The 19388-nt window shown below is 60.9% G+C and carries 13 protein-coding genes and 1 pseudogene; 6 read left to right on the top strand and 8 right to left on the bottom strand.

Features of this window, described 5'->3' with window-relative positions:
• The coding region (locus tag IF803_RS40270) for an AraC family transcriptional regulator (RefSeq protein ID WP_461195924.1) at nt 1-649 on the top strand (649 nt) is incomplete at its 5' end.
• A gap of 77 nt (nt 650-726) precedes the next feature.
• On the opposite strand, the gene IF803_RS40265 is transcribed toward IF803_RS40270, so the two are convergent.
• The 4 genes from IF803_RS40265 to IF803_RS40250 all read right to left on the bottom strand — a co-directional run bounded on the left by IF803_RS40265 (nt 727) and on the right by IF803_RS40250 (nt 5206).
• A complete protein-coding gene (locus IF803_RS40265) occupies nt 727-2322 on the bottom strand; it encodes a GMC family oxidoreductase (RefSeq protein WP_461195923.1) in 1596 nt (531 codons plus the stop codon).
• Nucleotides 2323-2683: 361 nt separating this feature from the next.
• Complete coding sequence (locus IF803_RS40260; RefSeq protein WP_461195922.1) at nt 2684-3085, bottom strand: SPW repeat domain-containing protein; 402 nt, start codon at nt 3083-3085, stop codon at nt 2684-2686.
• Between the two features lie 199 nt (nt 3086-3284).
• A complete protein-coding gene (locus IF803_RS40255; protein WP_028341945.1) occupies nt 3285-4175 on the bottom strand; it encodes a LysR family transcriptional regulator in 891 nt (296 codons plus the stop codon).
• Between the two features lie 395 nt (nt 4176-4570).
• Nucleotides 4571-5206, bottom strand: a complete 636-nt coding sequence (locus IF803_RS40250; protein WP_028341944.1) for a response regulator transcription factor — start codon at nt 5204-5206, stop codon at nt 4571-4573.
• A 222-nt stretch (nt 5207-5428) separates the two neighbouring features.
• Between IF803_RS40250 and IF803_RS40245 the strand changes: the two genes are divergently transcribed.
• Nucleotides 5429-5821, top strand: a complete 393-nt coding sequence (locus IF803_RS40245) for a response regulator transcription factor (RefSeq protein ID WP_304497296.1) — start codon at nt 5429-5431, stop codon at nt 5819-5821.
• Here the strand turns inward: IF803_RS40245 and IF803_RS40240 are convergent.
• The 4 genes from IF803_RS40240 to IF803_RS40225 all read right to left on the bottom strand — a co-directional run bounded on the left by IF803_RS40240 (nt 5816) and on the right by IF803_RS40225 (nt 16098).
• On the bottom strand, nt 5816-6577 hold the full coding sequence (locus IF803_RS40240; protein WP_461195921.1) for a sensor histidine kinase: 762 nt from the start codon (nt 6575-6577) through the stop codon (nt 5816-5818). The genes IF803_RS40245 and IF803_RS40240 overlap by 6 nt on opposite strands.
• A complete protein-coding gene (locus IF803_RS40235; protein WP_461195920.1) occupies nt 6574-11601 on the bottom strand; it encodes an AAA family ATPase in 5028 nt (1675 codons plus the stop codon). The genes IF803_RS40240 and IF803_RS40235 overlap by 4 nt, the downstream gene beginning before the upstream one ends.
• Nucleotides 11602-11794: 193 nt before the next feature.
• The gene (locus IF803_RS40230; protein ID WP_461195919.1) at nt 11795-14968 is read right to left on the bottom strand and encodes an efflux RND transporter permease subunit; all 3174 of its coding nucleotides are present in this window, start codon (nt 14966-14968) and stop codon (nt 11795-11797) included.
• Complete coding sequence (locus tag IF803_RS40225; RefSeq protein ID WP_304497299.1) at nt 14965-16098, bottom strand: efflux RND transporter periplasmic adaptor subunit; 1134 nt, start codon at nt 16096-16098, stop codon at nt 14965-14967. The genes IF803_RS40230 and IF803_RS40225 overlap by 4 nt, the downstream gene beginning before the upstream one ends.
• 453 nt (nt 16099-16551) lie before the next feature.
• Here IF803_RS40225 and IF803_RS40220 point away from each other — a divergent pair, with 453 nt between their 5' ends.
• The 4 genes and pseudogenes from IF803_RS40220 to IF803_RS40205 all read left to right on the top strand — a co-directional run.
• A complete protein-coding gene (locus IF803_RS40220; RefSeq protein ID WP_304497300.1) occupies nt 16552-17061 on the top strand; it encodes an OsmC family protein in 510 nt (169 codons plus the stop codon).
• Between the two features lie 397 nt (nt 17062-17458).
• Nucleotides 17459-18376 carry an NADP-dependent oxidoreductase gene (locus IF803_RS40215; protein ID WP_028341938.1) on the top strand — a complete coding sequence of 306 codons (918 nt, stop codon included), beginning with the start codon at nt 17459-17461 and terminating at the stop codon, nt 18374-18376.
• 177 nt (nt 18377-18553) lie between these two features.
• Nucleotides 18554-19189 carry a nitroreductase family protein gene (locus IF803_RS40210; protein WP_028341937.1) on the top strand — a complete coding sequence of 212 codons (636 nt, stop codon included), beginning with the start codon at nt 18554-18556 and terminating at the stop codon, nt 19187-19189.
• 34 nt (nt 19190-19223) lie between these two features.
• A pseudogene (locus IF803_RS40205) lies at nt 19224-19388 on the top strand (carboxymuconolactone decarboxylase family protein); the annotation flags it as partial.

Below are 19388 nucleotides of genomic sequence, written 5' to 3'. Positions count from 1 at the left end.
AGTTCGTCGGCAGCGTCAGATGTGTATAAGAGACAGCCCCGAAATTGTTCAGATATGCGGATTTTTTAACGCATCGTTCGGCCAGTCCGTGAGGCTGTTCGCAGACCTCCGGGAGCCGGTGATCGAGCAGTTCGAGCCCGCAGACAGGATCGATCTGAAGCTTCGCGAAGCCATGGACGAGCTGTTGCAGCAAGAGGTCGGCGTTGGAGCCATGACCGCGTCCCTGCTCAAGCAGATCATCGTCGCATTGGTGCGACGGTCCCTCAGATCATCCGAGCGCTGGACTGAGCGATTCTCGATACTTGCCGACAGGCAGCTCTCCCGCGCCTTTGCGGAAATGGTGGCGCGGCCTGGAGCCGGCCACTCGGTTCAAAGCTTGGCACACAGTGCGGGATTGAGCCGCTCGGCGTTCATGGCCCGATTCTCTGAAGTCTTTGGACGAACCCCGATGGCGATCCTGCGGGACTTGAGAATGCGCCAGGCTGCGATCGATTTGGCGACGACGACGACGTCGATCGACGTTGTTGCTCAAAATGCGGGGTACGAGAGCCGTTCAAGTTTCGCGCGCGCTTTTCGAAAAGCGTACGATCGAGATCCGAGCGACTATCGGCGGATGGCCAGGCATGACGATGCCCGGAAGGATATCTAGCCATCTCCCGCGCATACCCTCGCGGGCATGGGCGGGAGGCTGGTACCGTCGGGGTCGCCGGCTTTCAACAGAGCTCGCTAGGCCCGCTTGAGATCGTCGACCAGCATCGCCGTGGCGTGGCGCGCAAGCGCCTGGGTCGGAGCGTTGGTATTGCCGCTGGTGATGTTCGGCATGATCGAGGCGTCTATCACCCGCAGGCCCTCGACCCCGCGGACCCTGAGCCTCGCGTCGACCACCGCTTTCTCATCCTGCCCCATCCGGCACGTGCCGACCGGATGCCACATCGTCGTCACGACACGCTTCACCCACTCGCCGATCTCCGCATCCGACTGGACCTGCGAGCCAGGATCCATCTCTTGCTCAATCACCGACGCCAGCGACTCCTGGGCCATTACCTCACGGATCGCGCGCACCGATTGCACCGCGGCCCTCAGATCCTCCTCCTCGCCGACGAAGTTCGGGTTGATGAGGGGCATCGACGTCGGGTCACTATCGGCCAGGCGCACCCAGCCACGGCTCTTGGGCTGAAGCACCACGAGTTCGAAAGTGACGCCCGAGCGGTCGCCGGTCGGGCCGAGTTGCTCGTTCAAGATGATAGGGGCGTGATAACATTGGATCGTGGGGTCGGCGGCGAAGTCCGACGGATTCCAATGGGTAACTGTCTCGATACCGTTGCCCGAGGCCGGGCCATCCTTGGTGATGAGATAGCGCAGGCCGGCCTTGACGGTGCCGAGCCCCTGCGCGGCGGCCTGATAGCCCAGATCGCCCTTCACATAGGCACGAACGGGCACCATCGGGTGATCGTGAAGATTTTCGCCCACTCCCGGAGCATCGACGATCACCGCAATGCCGTGCTGCTGCAGTTGCCTGGCTGGTCCAATACCCGAGTGCATGAGAATCTTCGGGCTATGGACGGCCCCGGCCGACAGCACGACCTCGCCGGCCGTGATCCTCTCGAGACCGTTGCCCTTCATCTCGACACCGACAGCCCGCTCGTTTTCGATAAGAATCCGAACGACGGTCGTGCTGGTGAGGAGAGTGACGCGGCCTGAGACGAGGTGCGGACGCAGATAGGCGTCGACTGCACTGCACCGGCGCTGATTTCCGACCGTCGACTGCACCGGCGAGACACCGATCTGGCTCTCGCCGTTATAATCGGGATTATAGGGAATCCCATACTCCTGGAAGGCCTTGAGGCAATATTGGTTCAGCTCGTTGATGCCCTTCGGCAACTGCACCGCCAGACCACCATTGATGCCGTGATATTCGTCGTGGAAGGTGTCGTTGCGCTCCTGTGCCATGAAGACGGGAAGCAGGTCTTCATACGACCATTTACCGGTGTCGCCGACTGCATCTTGCCACGCGGCGAAGTCGCGTATCTGGCCACGCACATAGCACATCGCGTTGATCGAGGAGCCCCCGCCTAGTACCCTGCCCGAGCGATATGCTCGGCTCTTGCCGTGCTGGGGAACTGTGTCGTATTTCCAGACATGCCGGTCGTGAACCAGTATATTGGCGAAGCCCGCCGGAATGTGGATGAACAGATCGCGATCCATCTCGCCCGCTTCGATCAGCGCGATCGACGCATCGGTGTGTTCGGCGAGATAACTCGCGACCACGCAGCCGGCCGCACCCGCGCCGACAATGACGATGTCATATCTCTCTTGGGACATCTGTGTCTTTCTCTTTCGCAACCATTTTTTCGTCCGATCAACGCCTATAATCGGCGCCACGCTATCGCGGCGCTGATCAAGAGATTGAGCGGGCCTTGCCTTTGGAGGGTGATCTTGCAACCTCGGCGAGGGAAATCACCTCTCGCCATGGAGTCGATAGACGGTCGTTATCGTCACCCGCCGTACTCCACGGACGTTAGAGGATCTGGCCGCACCGCTCGAAGGCTTGCACCGCGCAAGCCTTCCACCCATCGACGTTCAAAAGGATGATCCGGTCCATGCCTCTAACGCGCCCATTCGGGACGAACGCCAGCGGACGAAACTTAGCAATGTCTCGCCCTCGATTGCATCATTGGCGCCTTCAACCAGCGGCGCGCCTGCCGAACTCCGAATGCATCGCAACCGGCTTCTCGGGCGCGTTCAGGACTGAGGTCGTGATCAGGACGGCGGCGGCGAGAACCCAGTAGTACCAGGCGTCAAGCCCGGCGAACTCGAAGGCAAACGGAGCAATGACAAACACCACCCCAACGGCCCGATCGACCCAAAGGTGCAACCAGTAGGGAATAATGCGCACGAGCCCGGTCGGATGGTCGGTCAGCGCGGCCAGCAGCAGGGCGGCCGCACCGGCGACAACCGAGAGCCACATCGCGGCCGGCCCGCTCTGGCCGAGCTTCAGGACGAACGGTGCCGCGATCAAGGCGATCGCAACGGGGTAGTCGATCAGGTGGGCGTGGATGGACTTGGTGATGAAGCGGAACGACATCGGAGACTCCTGCTGACTTGATTGCTCGAGCCGATTCTTGCGACGCGGAGAGCGGATGTATCCAAGAGAACGGCTACGCCGTCCCGTGCAACAGTCACTCAGCTCGGTTAGACAACTAGTAAGCAGGGACGCCAATCATTAGAAATGCCGGGTCGTTATCATTTCCATTCCACTCGCCCGGCGCGACGGACCACGATCTTCACGCCGTCCGAACAACGGCCGACCAGTCGCGAAGCCGTGCGACCTTGACGAAAGCGTCCAGCGCCGGCGAGTAGCGGCGCCCCTGCACTGTCAACAGCCGCACCTCCCGCGAGACCAGATCGCCTTCGAGCGGGATCGTCCTGAGCGTCGCGAGACGCGGCATGTGCTCGGGCGCGATGATCACACCGAAGCCAGCGGCAGCCAGATGTTGCACGTGCAAGTCATTGCTTCCGGAGTGCCCAAGATGGAATGGCCCCTCAGGGAAATACGACTGTTGAATCTTCGGGGTGATGTCGCATCCGGCGCGTTCCAGCAAGACGGTCTCACGGAGGTCATCGATGCCGAGCGAGGAATGATTTGCAAGCTCGTGTGTCGGCGCGAGTACCGCGACATAGCGCTCTTCGAACAGTGACCAATCGTCGATGCGGGCAGGCATGTCCTGCACTTCCCCGACCATTGCGGCGCTGATATCCCCCTTGAGCAAGAGGTCGACGAGCTTCTCAGCGGCCTCCTCGCGCAGCTCGACGTGAAGTCCAGGCACGAACTTCGCTGTCTCCGCAATCGGATCGAGGACGAGCGATGCAGAGATCGATGGGGCGAGGCCGATCTTCAGTGGCGCGACCTCCTTGCGTTGGAACTCCTGTGCCCTGCGGCGCACCGCCTCTGCCGAGGCCAGAGTGCGCTCCAGCATTGGAAGGACTGCCTTTCCAAGGTCGGTCAGCTGCGTCAGCCGGCGTTCGCGGTAGATCAACTGGCCGCCGAGTTCCTGCTCCAGCTTCTGTATTCCCTTGGTCAGGGCGGGTTGCGCAACGTTGCACTGCTCGGCAGCGCGGGTGAAGTTGAGCGTGGATGCCACAGCGAGGAAGTAGCGAACTTGATGAAGCTCCACGGTTGATCTCCGTCAAGTTGATGGAACACGATTGCCGATCCCTATCCGGACTAAGAGTGCCGTAATGCACATCAAATCCCGGTTCGGGCTGCGCCGAGCGGCCGATAACTGGGCGCATTGTAAGCTCGCTTAGTTAGAAAGGCGGCTTTCCAACGAGAACCTTGTTGAGCGCAGTCTGGCAGCTTGGGGTACTGCGGTCGATTGCACGCAGGTATTGTGCGGTTCGCTTGTCGCCGCCCGTTTTAAGCGTTCGCTTAGAAGCGATCGCGCGACGTGTCCGTTAGCCGGATGGGCACGTGAGGGAGGGAATCAACGGCGCGGCAAAACGCGGCAGACACAATTTGCGATTAGACGGCTGCGCTCGCACAACAGAGCTGACGACATGCCCCTTGAGGTCAGGAGCTTTGCGGTTGCTGGTGTCTTACCTTGAGAAGGTCCGCCATTCGGCTGAGCTCGGGAAGCGAACGCGCCTTCATCTTTCGCATCAGATTCACGCGATGTACCTTTACCGTGGATTCGGTGATGCCGATATCGTTGGCAACCTGCTTGTTCAGGCGACCGGCCACGACGCCGAGCATGACTTCACGCTCGCGGGAGCTGAGCGTGCCGAAGCGATCCTTGAGCGCGGCCAATGCGCTATCACTCTCGCGACGGGCGCGATCGCGATCGAGGCCGGCTTGAATGGCATCAAGCAAGTCCTGATCACGAAATGGCTTTGTGAGGAACTCGATCGCGCCGCCCTTCATTGCTTGCACGGTCATCGGTACGTCCGCGTGCGCCGTAATGAAGATGATCGGCACCTGCCTGTTTGCGGTGACAAGATCACGTTGAAGCTCAAGACCGCTTCGCCCCGGCATTCTCACATCGAGCACCAGGCAAGTGGGACCGTCCGGCGGATCGGCCTTGAGAAAATCTGAAACAGACGAAAATTGTCGGGCAGATAAGCCGACTGTCCGCAACAGCCGCACGACCGAGTCGCGAAACTCGGGATCGTCATCGATAACCAAGACACTGGGATCTGCCTCACCCATTCTCGGTAATCCTGCGTTGAGGAAGCACATTTTCCCTATTTCCGGCGTCATTCTACGCCCGATCTGTCGCGATGAACAATATCCGTCGCCTAAGCGGATAGCCAAAAGCCTAAGCCATAGCTTAGGAACGGCGGCCTTGCGCTATCGGGGAATGTCCGTGACATTAACTTGCATGCTGCGAGGTGTCGCCGTGCCGGTCGGTGGACGTGCCTGGAACCCGCAATGTTGAACCGTACAGTGATATCTATCGTCGACGACGACCAGCCCTATCGTGAGTCGATGCGGAAGCTCATAATGTTTCTGGGCTACATTGTCGAAGCGTTCCCGTCGGCGGCCGAGTTCCTGGCATCGCCTGTCTTGGCTGAAACCGCCTGCCTGATCACCGACGTCAGCATGCCCGGAATGACCGGACTCGAGTTGCACAGGCATTTGGTCGATGCAGGGTACCAGATCCCGACAATCCTCGTTACCGCCTACCCCGATGAGGTCATCAGGCATCAGGCTCTTAAAGACGGGGTTGCTTGCTACCTCAGCAAGCCGGTGGACGACGACCATCTCGAGCGATGCCTTCGTTCGGCTCTGCAGCCGGGCCGGCCCATTGAAGACAATTCATGAGTCGTCGTCCGCAGGCAGAGTGAACCGAAATACGGCTCCACGAGGTTCGTTTGCTTCTACCCACAACTTGCCCCCATGAGCGTGGATGATAGATCGGCATATCGACAACCCCATCCCTGTTCCGCTGGACTTCGTGGTGTAAAAGGCGTCGAAGATCCGATCCAAATGCTGCGCATCAATGCCCGGCCCCGAATCCCTTACGGCCACGAGGACGCCTGTCGGATCCTGCTCTGTGCCGATCAACAGCTCCCTTGCTCCATCTGCAACCAAGCTGATCGCCTCGACCGCGTTGAGAATCAGATTCAGCAAGACTTGCTGCAGCTGAATGCGATCACCCAGAACTGGAGGCAGTCCATCCACAAGCCGGGTTTTGACTGAAACCTCATTCCGATGTGTCACGCTCTGCGCCAATATGAGCACTTCGTTGATGGCCGCGTTGAGGTCAAAACACTCCTTCCGCGTTGGCGCTTTCTTGACGTGATCACGCATCCGTCCGACGATGTCCCTGGCCCGGTCCACGTCCCGGACGACACAACCGAGTGCTTCCCTGACCTCCCCCAGGTTTGGTGGATTCATTTCCAGAAAACGCACCCCCGCACGAGCATTGTTGCGAGCGGTCGCAATCGGATGCAGAATTTCGTGAGACAGCGAAGCTGCCAATTCCCCCATCATGCTCACGCGGTTGATGTGGGCGAAATCCAGCTCGAGCTGGCGCAGCTTTTCACGTTCCTCCTGTGCCAGCTTTCGTTCAGTCACATCGACGGTTGTGCTGATAACCTCAGCCAGCGTACCCCCTGTCTCTTATACACATAGTTCGTCGGCAGCGTCAGATGTGTATAAGAGACAGCCCACATACTTTGCCGGCTTGGAAGTCCTTGCAGCGGATCAAACCCCCAAATCCTGTAACTCTCATCCGACCAGTAGAGATAACGCATCGCTGTCGCGTCGTAGATCCAATTTCCGGTGCGGCTTAGCCTTTGTGCTTGGCTCAGCGCTTCCTCGGCCCGCTTGCGCTCCGTCAAGTCGAGTACGAATGCAAGGCCTTCGTCGCCTCCCTCCTTGAACAAAGCGGCGCCAATAAGCACGGGCACACGGCTGCCGTCTTTCCGAATATACTCCTTTTCGAAAGGCTGAACTCTCCCGGTCGAGCTCAGTTCTGCTTGAGTCAGCATGTCGCGCTCGCGCCATTCGGGCGGGGACAGCTCGGTCCAGCGCATACGGCCCGAAACCAAATCCTCGCGGTCATATCCCAAAATGCGTAGAAACGCGTCATTGGCTTCAAGAATTTGGCCTTCGCCGTCGGCGATGATGATTCCGATGATGTTGGCGTCGACCAAACGCCGAATCTTACCTTCGCGATCTGCGACGTCGCGATAGAGCCGCGAATTTTCCAGCGAGATCGCCGCCTGCGACGCGAGAACTTTCAGCACCGCGACGCGATCGGGTGTGAAGACGTAGGCCGCCAGGTTGTTCTCGAGGTAGAGCAAACCAGCAAGCGTGCCTTGTTTGAGCAACGGCAGGCAGAGAATTGAACGGGCGTGATGCTGATGAATGTACTTATCGGCAGAAAACGAGCTCGGAGCTGCAGCATCCTTGAGAAGAACGCTCTCTTTCGTCCGGATCACGTAGTGTAGGATGGACTCCGGCAGATCCGCGGCGGTTACAGTCGCTCGTCGCTGACCGACGGTCACCTTATTATTGCTGGTCGTAACTTCCGCCTCAATCCGATAGACATCACCTACCGCCAGAATCAACAGCCCTCGTTCGGCACCCGCGTGCTCAATCGCCGTACGCATAAGTGTGTCGACAAGTTTGTCTAGAACGATCTCGCCCGACACCGCTTGCGAGACTTTGATAACGGTAGCTAGATCCAGCTGTTCAACAGATGCTCCGATCGTGCTGGTGGATCCGGCAATCGGCTTCTCCTCTCCTAGGTGCGGATACAACTCGTCGAGTTGGCGTACCTTGCCGTCGGCTCCCCATCGGATGTACGCGGACCGCGCATCTTGCAGATAGGCATTCGCGATCTTCCTGAAGCCGCGTGCGGCATAAAAGCGTGCAGCGACCTCGTTGGCGAGCGCCTCGTTGTGAACAAAACCATGCGTGTGTGCCGAGTGGATAGCATGTTCGTAAAGATGCTCGGCATCAAGCGCACGACCCTCGATCCTGGCGACCTCAGCCCCGACGAGTGCGGTGCGATTCTCGAAGTTGTCCGGGCAAGCCGTCGCCCAGACCTCGAGCTGCCGGTGATGCACGGCGAGTGCCCTGACATGCTCCTGGCATCGGTCGGCCGCCGCGGGCTCGCAGAATGCAGCTCTGGAGAGCGCACTATAAAAGTGGTATTCCGCGCATTCGAAAAAGGACGCCGATGTCGGCTGCAGCTGTTGCGCCCTCAATGACGCCTCGAGGGCGCCGGCATAGTCGCCGGCAAAGAAGCGTGCCTGCAGCTTGCGGGTCCAATACGAGCCCGCTGCCAACGCAAGATCCGGGTTCCTACAGAAGCGAGACTCCAGCAGACGTTCGTCAAACTGACCGTCGTCAAAGCGACCGAAAATCGGCGTCAAGCCGCGGAGTGTCCGAATCAGCCCAAGCTGACCGGCGATTGAATCAACCGCAAAACCAAACCGCATGCTGCGCGCGAAGGTGAGACCATGCTCAACCTCGATTTGCACGTCATCGAGCGGATCGCCCGCCGCGAGAAGATACGTGTTCAGGTGGGTGTAGTAATATGCGGCAAAAGTCAGGTCGCCGATCTGGTTTGCGGTCTCGAACGCATGCCGCAGCAGATCACGGCCTTCCTGGACATGTCTCGTCCAGAACATGAGCAGATATCCAAAGTTCAAATAGGTCCTGGCCTGAAAGCGCCTTAACCCCCGCCGTTCGACCAGTTCATAGCCGAGACGGCCGAATCGAAGTCCCGCCTGATAGTCGCCGAATTCCGGTCCAGCAAGCCTGCCAAGCACCGCATAGGCGTAGCACGAGCCGTCGCAATTACCGCCCTCGAGACTAAGATTGACCGCCCGACAGATGACCATCGAACGCAACTTCGCATCAGTATAATGGGCAGGCGGCCCGAGCTTCGTCAGGACATCGAGGGTCGCGAGCGAAGTGGCATTGCTCATAAACGGCTGATCAATAAGACTTTCTATTGTGCGGCAGCCGAGTTGCGACCAGATCCGCTGATACTCGCGCCGAGCCTCGTCTTCCGTCGGGTGCGGCGACCAGTCGATGCCGAGGTGACGGAGATAGTCGAGACCGACTGCGATCGCACGGCTGCCCTGGTCCAGTGTCGTGTAAAGATCCACCTGCAGGCACGTGACGCGGGCTCGTTCGATCGTCGTTGCGGCTCGGGTTGACAGCGCCGCCAGCCGCTGCTCTGCCTCCGCCAGTGCACCAGTGAGGCACTCACATTCGGCCCGGTGCAGCTCGAGCTCAAAGATCAGGTCGCGACGGCGTTCCCAAGAGCCCGCAGGCAACAGGGCCGCGCCGGAGAGCAGATAGTTCAGCGCCGAGGTATACGCCGTCGAGGTCTTGGCGCGTCTACCTGCAATGAAATTCAACTCGGCGACCCGCTCAAGCTCCTCAATTGACGTGATAAGACGCGAGCCGCGGTTGAGCTGATTGACGATTTCGAAAATCGTCTCCTCCAGCTGTTCTGGAGGGGTTCGCGCTGCGAGCAGCATCCCTATTCGGAGGTGGGTTTCGGCGCGAGATTCTTCCGGAATCAAGGAGTAGGCCGCTTCATGAACACGGTCGTGCAGAAACGTGTAGGAACTGTCCGAACGAAAGATCAGCCCTGCTCGCACCGCTTCCCAAAGCTGGCCATGCATCTCCTCCTCGGAGCTCTGGTAGATGATCCGCAACATGGCGAACCCTGCGTCATTGCCCAGGCAGGCGAGCTTCTGCAACGCGTTCCGGGATTCGGCAGACAGGCGATTCAGCTTCCCAACCATTAGGTCCACGACATTGTCGGTGTAACCCTTGGCGTGAATGCGATTCAGGTCCCAACACCATCGTGCCTCGCCATAATCGAAAGTGAGCAATGCTTCGTCAACGAGCGCCGAAATGAACTGAATAGCAAAAAGCGGATTGCCGGTTGTCTTTTCGTGAATCAGCCGTGCCAGCGGCGCGATTCTCTCGGGTTCGCTGTGAACGCAATCCGCAATGAGTTGTCTGAGGTCTCCACCGGTTAGGGGGGCCAATTCGATGTCTTGCAATCGCGCTCCAGCCTGGCGCATCGCTTCGAGCTTGCGCATCAGCGGGTGGACGAGATCGACTTCGTTGCTGCGGTAAGCGCCAATCAACAACAGATTCCGCACATCCGGCCGGCTCAACAGATCGTCGAGCAAATCGAGCGTTGCTGCATCGAGCCACTGGAGATCGTCGAGGAACAGGGCGAGCGGGTGTTCCGGCCGCGCGAACACGCTGATGAATCGCCGGAACACCAGCTGAAAGCGGCCCTGCACATCCTGCGGCGACAATTCGGGGACCGGTGGCTGCTCGCCGATGATGTGCTTCAATTCCGGGACGAGATCAACAATGAGCCGGCCGTTCGGTTCGAGCGCCTTGAGCAGTGCCTCCCGCCATTGCCGCAGTTCCGCTTCGGTCTTGCTCAGCAGCGGGCGGATCAGGCTCTGGAAGGCCTGTGCAAGTGTGGCATAAGGAATGTCGCGCTTGTACTGGTCAAACTTGCCCGATGCAAAAAGGCCACGAAGCGAAACGAGCCGCTTCTGAAGCTCGTTGACGACTGTGGATTTGCCGACGCCAGAGTATCCGGAAACCAACATCAACTCCGGCCTGCCGCCGGCGGCGATACGATGGAAGGAAGCAAGCAGGGTATCGATCTCGGCAGTCCGACCATACAGTTTCTCGGGAATCAGCAGCCGGTCCGGAGTGTCGTGCTCCCCGAGCGGGAATTCGTTGATGTCGCGTCGGCCTTCCCATTCAGCTAGGCAACGCCGTAGATCGCTCTCGGCGCCGGCAGCTGTCTGGTAACGCTCCTCAGCCGTCTTGGCGAGCAGCGTCATAATGATCGCGGAGACGATGCCTGGGAGATTCGTTGACCACTCGCTGGGAGGCGCTGGTGATCTTGCAATATGGCAGTGCACCCACTCCATCGGGGCGGCCGCTGTGAAGGGCAGGACACCCGTGAGCATCTGATACAGCGTGACGCCGAGGGCGTAGAGATCGCTGCGGGTATCGACCGAGCGGTTCATCCGCCCGGTTTGTTCAGGCGCCATGTAGGCAAGCGTACCGGCGATGGTCTCGGGCGGTTCGGGAGCCTGCCGCTCGCGGGACAGGCGCGATGCGATACCAAACCCGGTGAGCCGCACCTCTCCATCTGCGCAGTCCACCATGATATTGGCTGGCTTGATGTCTTTGTGAATAAGCCCGCGCTGATGAAGCTTTCCCAGAGCCGAAGTGATAGCGACAGCCAGCCGCAAAAAGCGCCCTACATCCATGGGCGCACCGAGCAGATGGTCGAGCGGCACGCCGCCCGGATCATCGATCACCAACACGGTCCGACCGGCGTCACGTATGAGACCGAGCGGCCGTGCCGCCCATGCGCTATCGAGCTCATCCTTCAGCTCGTATTCGTGCGTGAGGCGATCGAGCCTTGAGCGCGACGGTTGGTCGGCGGCAGGAGCAACGAGCAGAACGGCGAGCCGGTTGCCATTGTCATCCAGTCGCCAGCCTCGGCTGAACACGCGCTCGCCGTCCGCCCACAACACCTGAGAGCTACCATGCGAGTACGCGACGTTCAGCAACTGCTGCACCATCTGTCAGATCCCGGCGTCGGGCTTCAGCTTGAAGTCGGCTAATCAAGCTCTCCGCGCAGCACGCACGCGGCCACTCGAGAAAGCGTACTCCATCGGTCCGGAAAAGCCAGTCGCCCCTCGGTCTTGCGGCTGGCAGGGTGGCACACGCGGACCAATAACGCATGCCCGCTGACGCAGGGGAACCCGGGGCGGTTCACTCGGCTGCAGCCGCGGTCGTCTGATCCTTCTTGCCCTCGTTCTTTCCTTCCGCAAGGTTGCGCACCACCATGTAGAAGATCGGCGTGAAGATCAGGCCGAACAGCGTGACACCGAGCATCCCGAAGAACACGGCAACACCGACCGCCTGCCGCATCTCCGAGCCCGAACCGGTCGATACCACCAGCGGCAGCACGCCGAGGATGAAGGCGAACGAGGTCATCAGGATCGGCCGCAGACGGAGCCGGCAGGCCTCGATCACCGCGTCCAGCCGCGACCGGCCCTCGAGCTCGATGTCGCGCGCGAACTCGACGATCAGGATCGCGTTCTTGGCGGCCAGCCCCACCAGCACCACGAAGCCGATCTGGGTCAGAATGTTGACGTCCTGGCCCATCAGACGCACGCCGATCGTGGCCGCGAACAGGCACATCGGCACGATCAGGATCACCGCGAACGGCAAGGTCCAGCTGCCATATTGCGCGGCCAGCACCAGATAGACGAACAGCACGCAGATCGGAAACACGTAGAGACCGGCATTGGCACCGGTGACCTGCTGGTAGGACAGGTCGGTCCACTCGAAGGAGAAGCCGCTCGGCAATGTCTGGTCGGCGAGCTGCTTGATGGTGTTGAGCGCCGTCGTCGAGCTCACGCCCGGTGCCGGCTCACCCTGCAGTTCGGACGCCGAGTACAGATTATAGCGCGCAACGCGGTCGGGTCCCGAGACGTCCTTGAAGTCCACGATGCTGCCGAGCATCACCATGTCGCCGGCAACGTTGCGGGTGCGCAGCCTTGCGAGATCGGGGCTGTCTTTCCGGAACGGCAGATCGGCTTGCGCGGTAACGTGATAGGTGCGGCCGAACAGGTTGAAGTCGTTGACATAGGTCGAACCAAAATAGGTCTGGATCGTGTCATTAATGTTGGCGATCGGCACCCCAAGCTTCTGCGCCTTGACGCGATCGATGTCGACGAACAGCTGCGGCGTGTTAGCCGAGAACGGCGAGAACACCGAGGTCAGGTTCGGCGACTTGCGCGCGGCCTGTACCAGTTCGTCGGTCGCGGCGGCCAGCAGTTCCGGCCCGCGTCCCTGCCGATCCTGAATGCGGATGGTGAAGCCGCCGCCGGTGCCGATGCCCGGCACCGCGGGCGGCGGAATAACGATGATGAAGGCGCCCTGGATTACCGACAGCCGCTTGCGAAGGTCGGCTGTGATCGCGTCGGCCGACAATCCCTTCTTCTGCCGTACTTCCGGCTCGTCGAACACCGGGAACAAGGCCGCGGCATTGCCGGCCTGCGTGCGCGTCGCGCCGGAGAACCCGCTAAATGCGCCAACGCGCACGATACCTGGCGTGTCCAGCGCAATCCGCTCGATCTCACGCACCACCGCCGTGGTCCGCGCCAGCGACGCCGCGCCCGGCAGCTGCGCCGAGATGATGAGGTAACCGCGATCTTGCGCCGGGATGAAGCCCTGCGAGGTGGTCGCGAGCAGCCAGCCGGCGCTGCCGATCAACACCAGGTAGATCGCAAGCATCACCACCGTGTGCCGGATCACGAAGTCGGCGACACCAGCATACCCTTGCGCCAGGCGGTCGAATACGCGGTTGAACAGCGCGGTGAAGCTGTCCCAGCCGCGCGCGATGATGTTCCAGCGCGCCGGCGGCTGCTTTTCCCCGTGCTGCACGAGGATCTGCGAGGCCAGCGCCGGCGACAGCGTCAGCGAGCAGAAGCAGGAAATTGCGGTCGCAACCGCAATCGTCACCGCGAATTGCTGGAAGAACTGTCCGGAGATACCGCCGAGGAAGGCGGTGGGCACGAACACCGCACACAGCACCAGCGCGATCGAGACCAGCGCGCCGCCAACCTCCCCCATGGTCTTGAGCGCAGCATCGCGCCTGGACATGCCGTGCTCGAGATGGCGCTCAACATTCTCGACCACCACGATGGCGTCGTCAACCACGATGCCGACCGCGAGCACGAGGCCGAACAGCGTCAGATTGTTGATCGAGAATCCGAGCACGGACATCACCGCAAAGGTGCCGACCAACGACACCGGGATCGCAATGATCGGGATGATCGCAGGCCGCCATCCCTGCAGGAACACCAGCACCACGATGACGACCAGCGCCATCGCCTCATAGACCGTCTTGATCAACTCATGGACCGATTGGGCGATGAATTCGGTCGGGTTGTAGCCGATATTGTAGTCGAGCCCCTTCGGAAAACTCTCCTTCAGCTTCGCCATCGTGTTCGAGATCGCTTTCGCTGTATCGAGCGCGTTGGATCCGGGCCGTTGCGTCACCACCATTGCGACGGCCGACTTGCGCAATATGCGGCTGCTGGTGGCGTAAGACAGGGCGCCGAGCTCGACGCGGGCAACGTCGCGCAGCCGCACAATGCGGCCGTCGGAGCCGGCCTTCACCACGATGTCCTCGAACTGCCTGATGTCCTTGAGGCGGCCGGTGAATACGAGATTGGGCTGGAACGCGCGATCGGCGATCGGCGGCTCGGCGATCTGGCCGCCGGCGATCTGCAGGTTCTGCGCCCGGATCGCAGCCAGCACCTCGGTCGAAGTCAGGCCGAGATTCGCAATCCTGTCAGGATCGAACCATAGCCGCATCGAATAGTCGCGCGCACCGAACATCTGAATGTCGCCGACGCCGTCGAGCCGCAAGAGCTGATCGCGGACCTGGAGCAACGTGTAGTTCGAGATGTAGAGCTGGTCGAAACTGTCGTCGGGTGACAACACGAACACGGCCATCAGGATGTCGGGCGAGTTCTTTCGGGTGACGACGCCGTTGCGCTGCACTTCTTCAGGCAAGCGCGGTTGCGCGATCGCGACGCGGTTCTGCACCAGCACCTGCGCCTTGTCGAGATCGGTGCCAAGCTTGAAGGTGACGGTGATGGTGAGCTGGCCATTCGAAGTTGCCTGGCTGTAGAGATACAGCATGTCCTCGACGCCGTTGATCTCCTGCTCGATCGGCGCGGCGACGGTATCGGACACGGTCTGCGCCGAGGCGCCCGGATACTGCGTCGTAACCGTGACGGTCGGCGGCACCGCCTGCGGATATTCCGAGACCGGCAGCGTTTGATAGGCAATCGCGCCGACGATCAGGAGGACGATTGACAGCACCATCGCGAGGATGGGCTGGTTGACGGAGAGCTTTCCGAGATTCATGGCTTCGCACCTGCCGCCGGCTTGGCATCCGCCGGAACCGGCGTCATTTTGGGCGTCACCTTGGCGCCGACGCGGGCGCGTTGCAGCCCGTCCACGATCACGTGATCCTCCGGCTTGAGGCCTTCGCGGATCACGCGCAGGCCTTCATCCAGCGGCCCGAGCGTGACCGCGCGGGCTTCCACCGTATTGTCGTCCTTGACCACGAACACGATCTTGCGCGACTGGTCGGTGGCGACAGCGGTATCCGGGATCAGCAGCGCCTCATAGGGCGAGGAGCCGATCAGGCGGACGCGGCCGAACTGACCGGGCAGGATCGAGAGATCCTTGTTCGGAATGATCGCGCGGCTGCGCAGCGTTGCGGTGGAGACGTCGAGCCGGTTGTCGAGGAAGTCCATCTTGCCTTCATGCGAGGGCTTGGTCTCGCCGGTCAGCGTCACCTGCACCGGGTTCGCGGTATCGCGCGAGCTCGGCCGCCGGCCCTCGAACCACAGCTTGCTGTTACGCTGATAGGTCGCCTCGTCGACGTCGAAATAGATGTAGATCGGATCGAGCGACACGATGGAGGTCAACAGCGTCGCGCCGCCCTCGCTGCCCTGTACGAGATTGCCCGGGGTGACCAGATGCCGGCTGACGCGGCCGGTGATCGGCGCCAGCACATGGCTGAATTCGACGTTGAGCTGCGCGGCCTTCAACGTGCCCTCCGCCTGCGTCTCGGCAGCATGAGCCGCCTGCAACGCCTGACGGCGCTGGTCGACAACCTGTTCGGAGACCGCGCTGGTCTGGACCAGGGTCAGCCCACGCTCGAGTTCACGCTTGGCAAGGTCTACCTTTGCCCGTGCGTCGTCGAGTTGACCTTGGGCCTGCAACGCGACCGCCTCGAACGGACGCGGGTCGATGACGTAGAGCAGATCGCCGGCCTTGACGATTGCGCCGTCCTTGAACTCGACGCTGTTGACAAAGCCGCCGACGCGGGCGCGGACCTGGACCTCCTCGATCGCCTCGAAGCGGCCGGTGAACTCGTCCCAATCGGTAACGGTGCGCTTAACCGGCTGCGCGACCGTGACGGGCGGCGGCGCGGCCCCTTGCGACTGCGCCTTGTCGCAGCCAACGATCGCCAACACAACCAGCATAACGATCACCGCAGCGCCACATCGCAGAAGGCGACGAAACGAACTGCGATTGAGCCGGGTCGCCGGAGCCCGGTGCTCCGTTATGTCAATCGTATTCACTTCCCTCTCTCCAAGCACTTTGGCGAGCCGATCGCGAAACCGCGAGTTCGGCACGACGATGCCTGGAGATTGACGCTGCAACGTCGGCCAGGGAAATCATCTCTCGCCATGGAGTCGATAAACGATCGTTATTGCCGCGCGCCGTGCCGCCGTAGCGAGGATGACGAAAGCCGAATGGCACTCGAAGCCAACGTTGTTGCTCGATGTCGACTTCACGGCGCATTCCTACCGATTATCGATACGATAGCTTTACCTGAATGGTCACCGATCTTAATTGCCAGGCGTGCCGCTCAGGCGCTTGCGACGGTTCGTGACGCCGCTTCGCATGAGCGCTAAACACAGTGGAAGGACGCTATGACGCCCCAGGACAAAGCATCCAAGCGCCGCGAGGTTTTCGTCGCGAGCGACCCCGCCAATCATGGCACGCTGGTCGGTCAGGTAGATGGATCTCAGTTTCCCATCGGCGGCCCGGATGGAATCGGCCACGTTTCTCCCGGTCCCAATCCTTACGACCTTCTCAGCACCTCTCTCGCTGCCTGCACCGCCATGACTGTTCGCTTTCACGCCCGACGTCGAAAACTGCCGTTGGTGCGGGTAGAAGTCGGTGTCAGCTTCCACCATGGTGCAAAGGGCGAACGAGATTCGTTCGAACGCACGCTCGTGCTGGAGGGCGAACTCGACGCCCAACAACGCGCCTTCTTGCTGGAGGCCGCGAACCTCTGCCCTATTGGCGAACTTCTCGGCATTAGCGCGGATATTCACACACGCCCGGACGCCGCAACGTCCAGCCACGACACAAGCACCCAGGCCAGCTATGAAGATGATCTGGCTGAGCTCCACATCCCCTATATCGAAGCGGATTGAGCGTTTCGCCTGCCCGCGACCACCGCGCCAGGAGCACCGGCGGCATTGCTCGTTTCGACTCCACAAATACTAGCGGTCGGCCGTCTCAGCGGCGAGACGGCGGCAGAGTCTTCTTACTCCGCGCGCAACCAAAACCCTTAATGAACGCGTAAGCCGACAGAGCCTGCGTTCCTGCGCGCGTTACGGTTCTCGCGTCCTCAGTGACCAGAAATCAACCCCGCGGGCATTCGCTCTGTTCACTGCTGCGCCGTGGTGCCTTTCATTCTGGCGCGGCGTGTCGATGGCATCGATTCCATAGCCACACGTCATTGGACCATCGACTTTCGCGGTCGTATTTCTTGCTCCTCTACAACTGAATTCAGAAGATGGCGGCATACCACACGCAGAGGAGTGGATGATGAAAGCAATCGTCGTAACGGACCAGGCAGCGGGGACCGGTGGAATGAGGCTCGTGGAGCGGTCCGAGCCGCAGGCCGCCATCAACGACGTTATCGTTCAGGTTCATGCATCGGGATTCGTCCCGACCGAGCTAACGTGGCCCTCGACGTGGACCGATCGCCTCGACCACAGCCGAACACCGTCGATTCCGGGGCACGAGCTGGCCGGTGTGGTCACCGCTCTCGGCTACGGCACGACGGGGCTGTCGGTGGGGCAGCGAGTGTTCGGGCTTTCCGATTGGTATCGCGACGGCTCCCTGGCGGAGTACGTGGCTATGGAGGCACGTAACCTCGCGCCTCTGCCGGGGGACATCGAATTCACGGCGGGCGCGAGTCTGCCAATTTCAGGCCTCACCGCATGGCAGGGACTATTTGTGCACGGCCGCCTTCAGGCTGGGCAGAGCGTCCTCGTGCACGGCGCAGCCGGTGCAGTCGGATCGATGGTGAGTCAACTCGCAAGATTGTCTGGCGCCTACGTCATCGGCACCGGGCGTGCCGCCGATCGTCAGAACGCCCTAGACTTCGGCGCGCAGGAGTTCCTGGATCTCGAGAACGACACCCTTGAAGACGTCAATGGAATCGATCTGGTGTTCGATGTTATCGGCGGCGACATCGGGAGGCGCTCCGCATGTCTGATTCGAACCGGTGGAACGCTGGTGTCCATCGTCGGACCGAGCGAAGTACGACCCGTTGACGGCCTAGCCGTCGACTTCGTTGTTGAGTCCGATCGTGCCCAACTGGGAGAGATTGTCCAGCGAGTGCGGGACGGGCGACTGCGGACCAACATCGGCAGCATCGCGGCTCTCGACGACGCTGTCGCCGCCTTCAATCCGACGAAGCGGATCAGCGGCAAGACGATCATTCGCGCTCGTCCGTGAGCAACATCTACTCGATGCACGCTTCCGGCCGGCCGCGTCCTATCAGACGTGCCGGAGGCAGCCGGCGATCTACCCTGCCCCTCGGCAAGAGACGTCGACCGGGATGCACCCCCTGCGGCATTTCCGGCGAAGAGAGCGAAAGCATTTCAACCTGTCCTTTCACGTATAGGATTCACCATGACAAACGGGATCACCACGACCAACGCGGTTATCGAATGCATCCTGGGCCGCAGCTCTGCCAAGTACTACGACACTGCAGCCACCCTGAGCGATGACCAAATCAGCGAGCTCGTGCGAATTGGCACCACCGCGCCAACATCCTTCCACTTGCAGAATTGGCGCTTCATTGCCGTTCGCTCGCGTGAAGCCAAGACTCGATTGCGGCCGATCGCCTGGGATCAGCCTGCAATCACTGAAGCATCAGTTACCTTCATCGTCTGCGGTCAGTTGGCCGACTCCAGCGTCGTGCCAGAACGCCTTGCACCGCTGGTGGAATCCGGCGTCATGCCGGCAAAGATGGTTCCGGAATGGGAAATCCCCGCGCGCGGTCTGTATATGGCGTACCCGCAGCGTCAGCGCGACGAAGCCGTTCGCAGCGCCACCTTCGGCGCGGCCGCGATGATCTATGCGGCCGGCTCGCTCGGCCTGGGTTCGACGCCGATGATCGGTTTCGATGCGGAAGCCGTGCATCGCGAGTTCGGGCTCGCCAAGGACGAGGTACCGGTCATGTTGCTGTCCGTGGGAGCCCTGCGTCCGGGCAACTGGGCGCAGAAGCCGCGCCGTCCGGTGACCGAAGTGTTGAATCTCGTTTGATCGTTAGCGCAACCAGCAACCCGCGGGGACTATGATGCCAAGAACTGCTGCTCTCAAGCCGGAACAGGTGCCGGCCGATTCAAAATCGACCCTCGATATGTTCACCAGAAACATCGGATTCACTCCAAACATGATGGCGACCTTCGCGGCAAGCCCGATCGCATTCAACTCTTGGGCCACCCTGCTCGGCTCCCTGAGC

The organism is Bradyrhizobium sp. UFLA06-06 (assembly GCF_054820065.1).
This window is presented reverse-complemented; position numbering and strand designations above follow the sequence as displayed.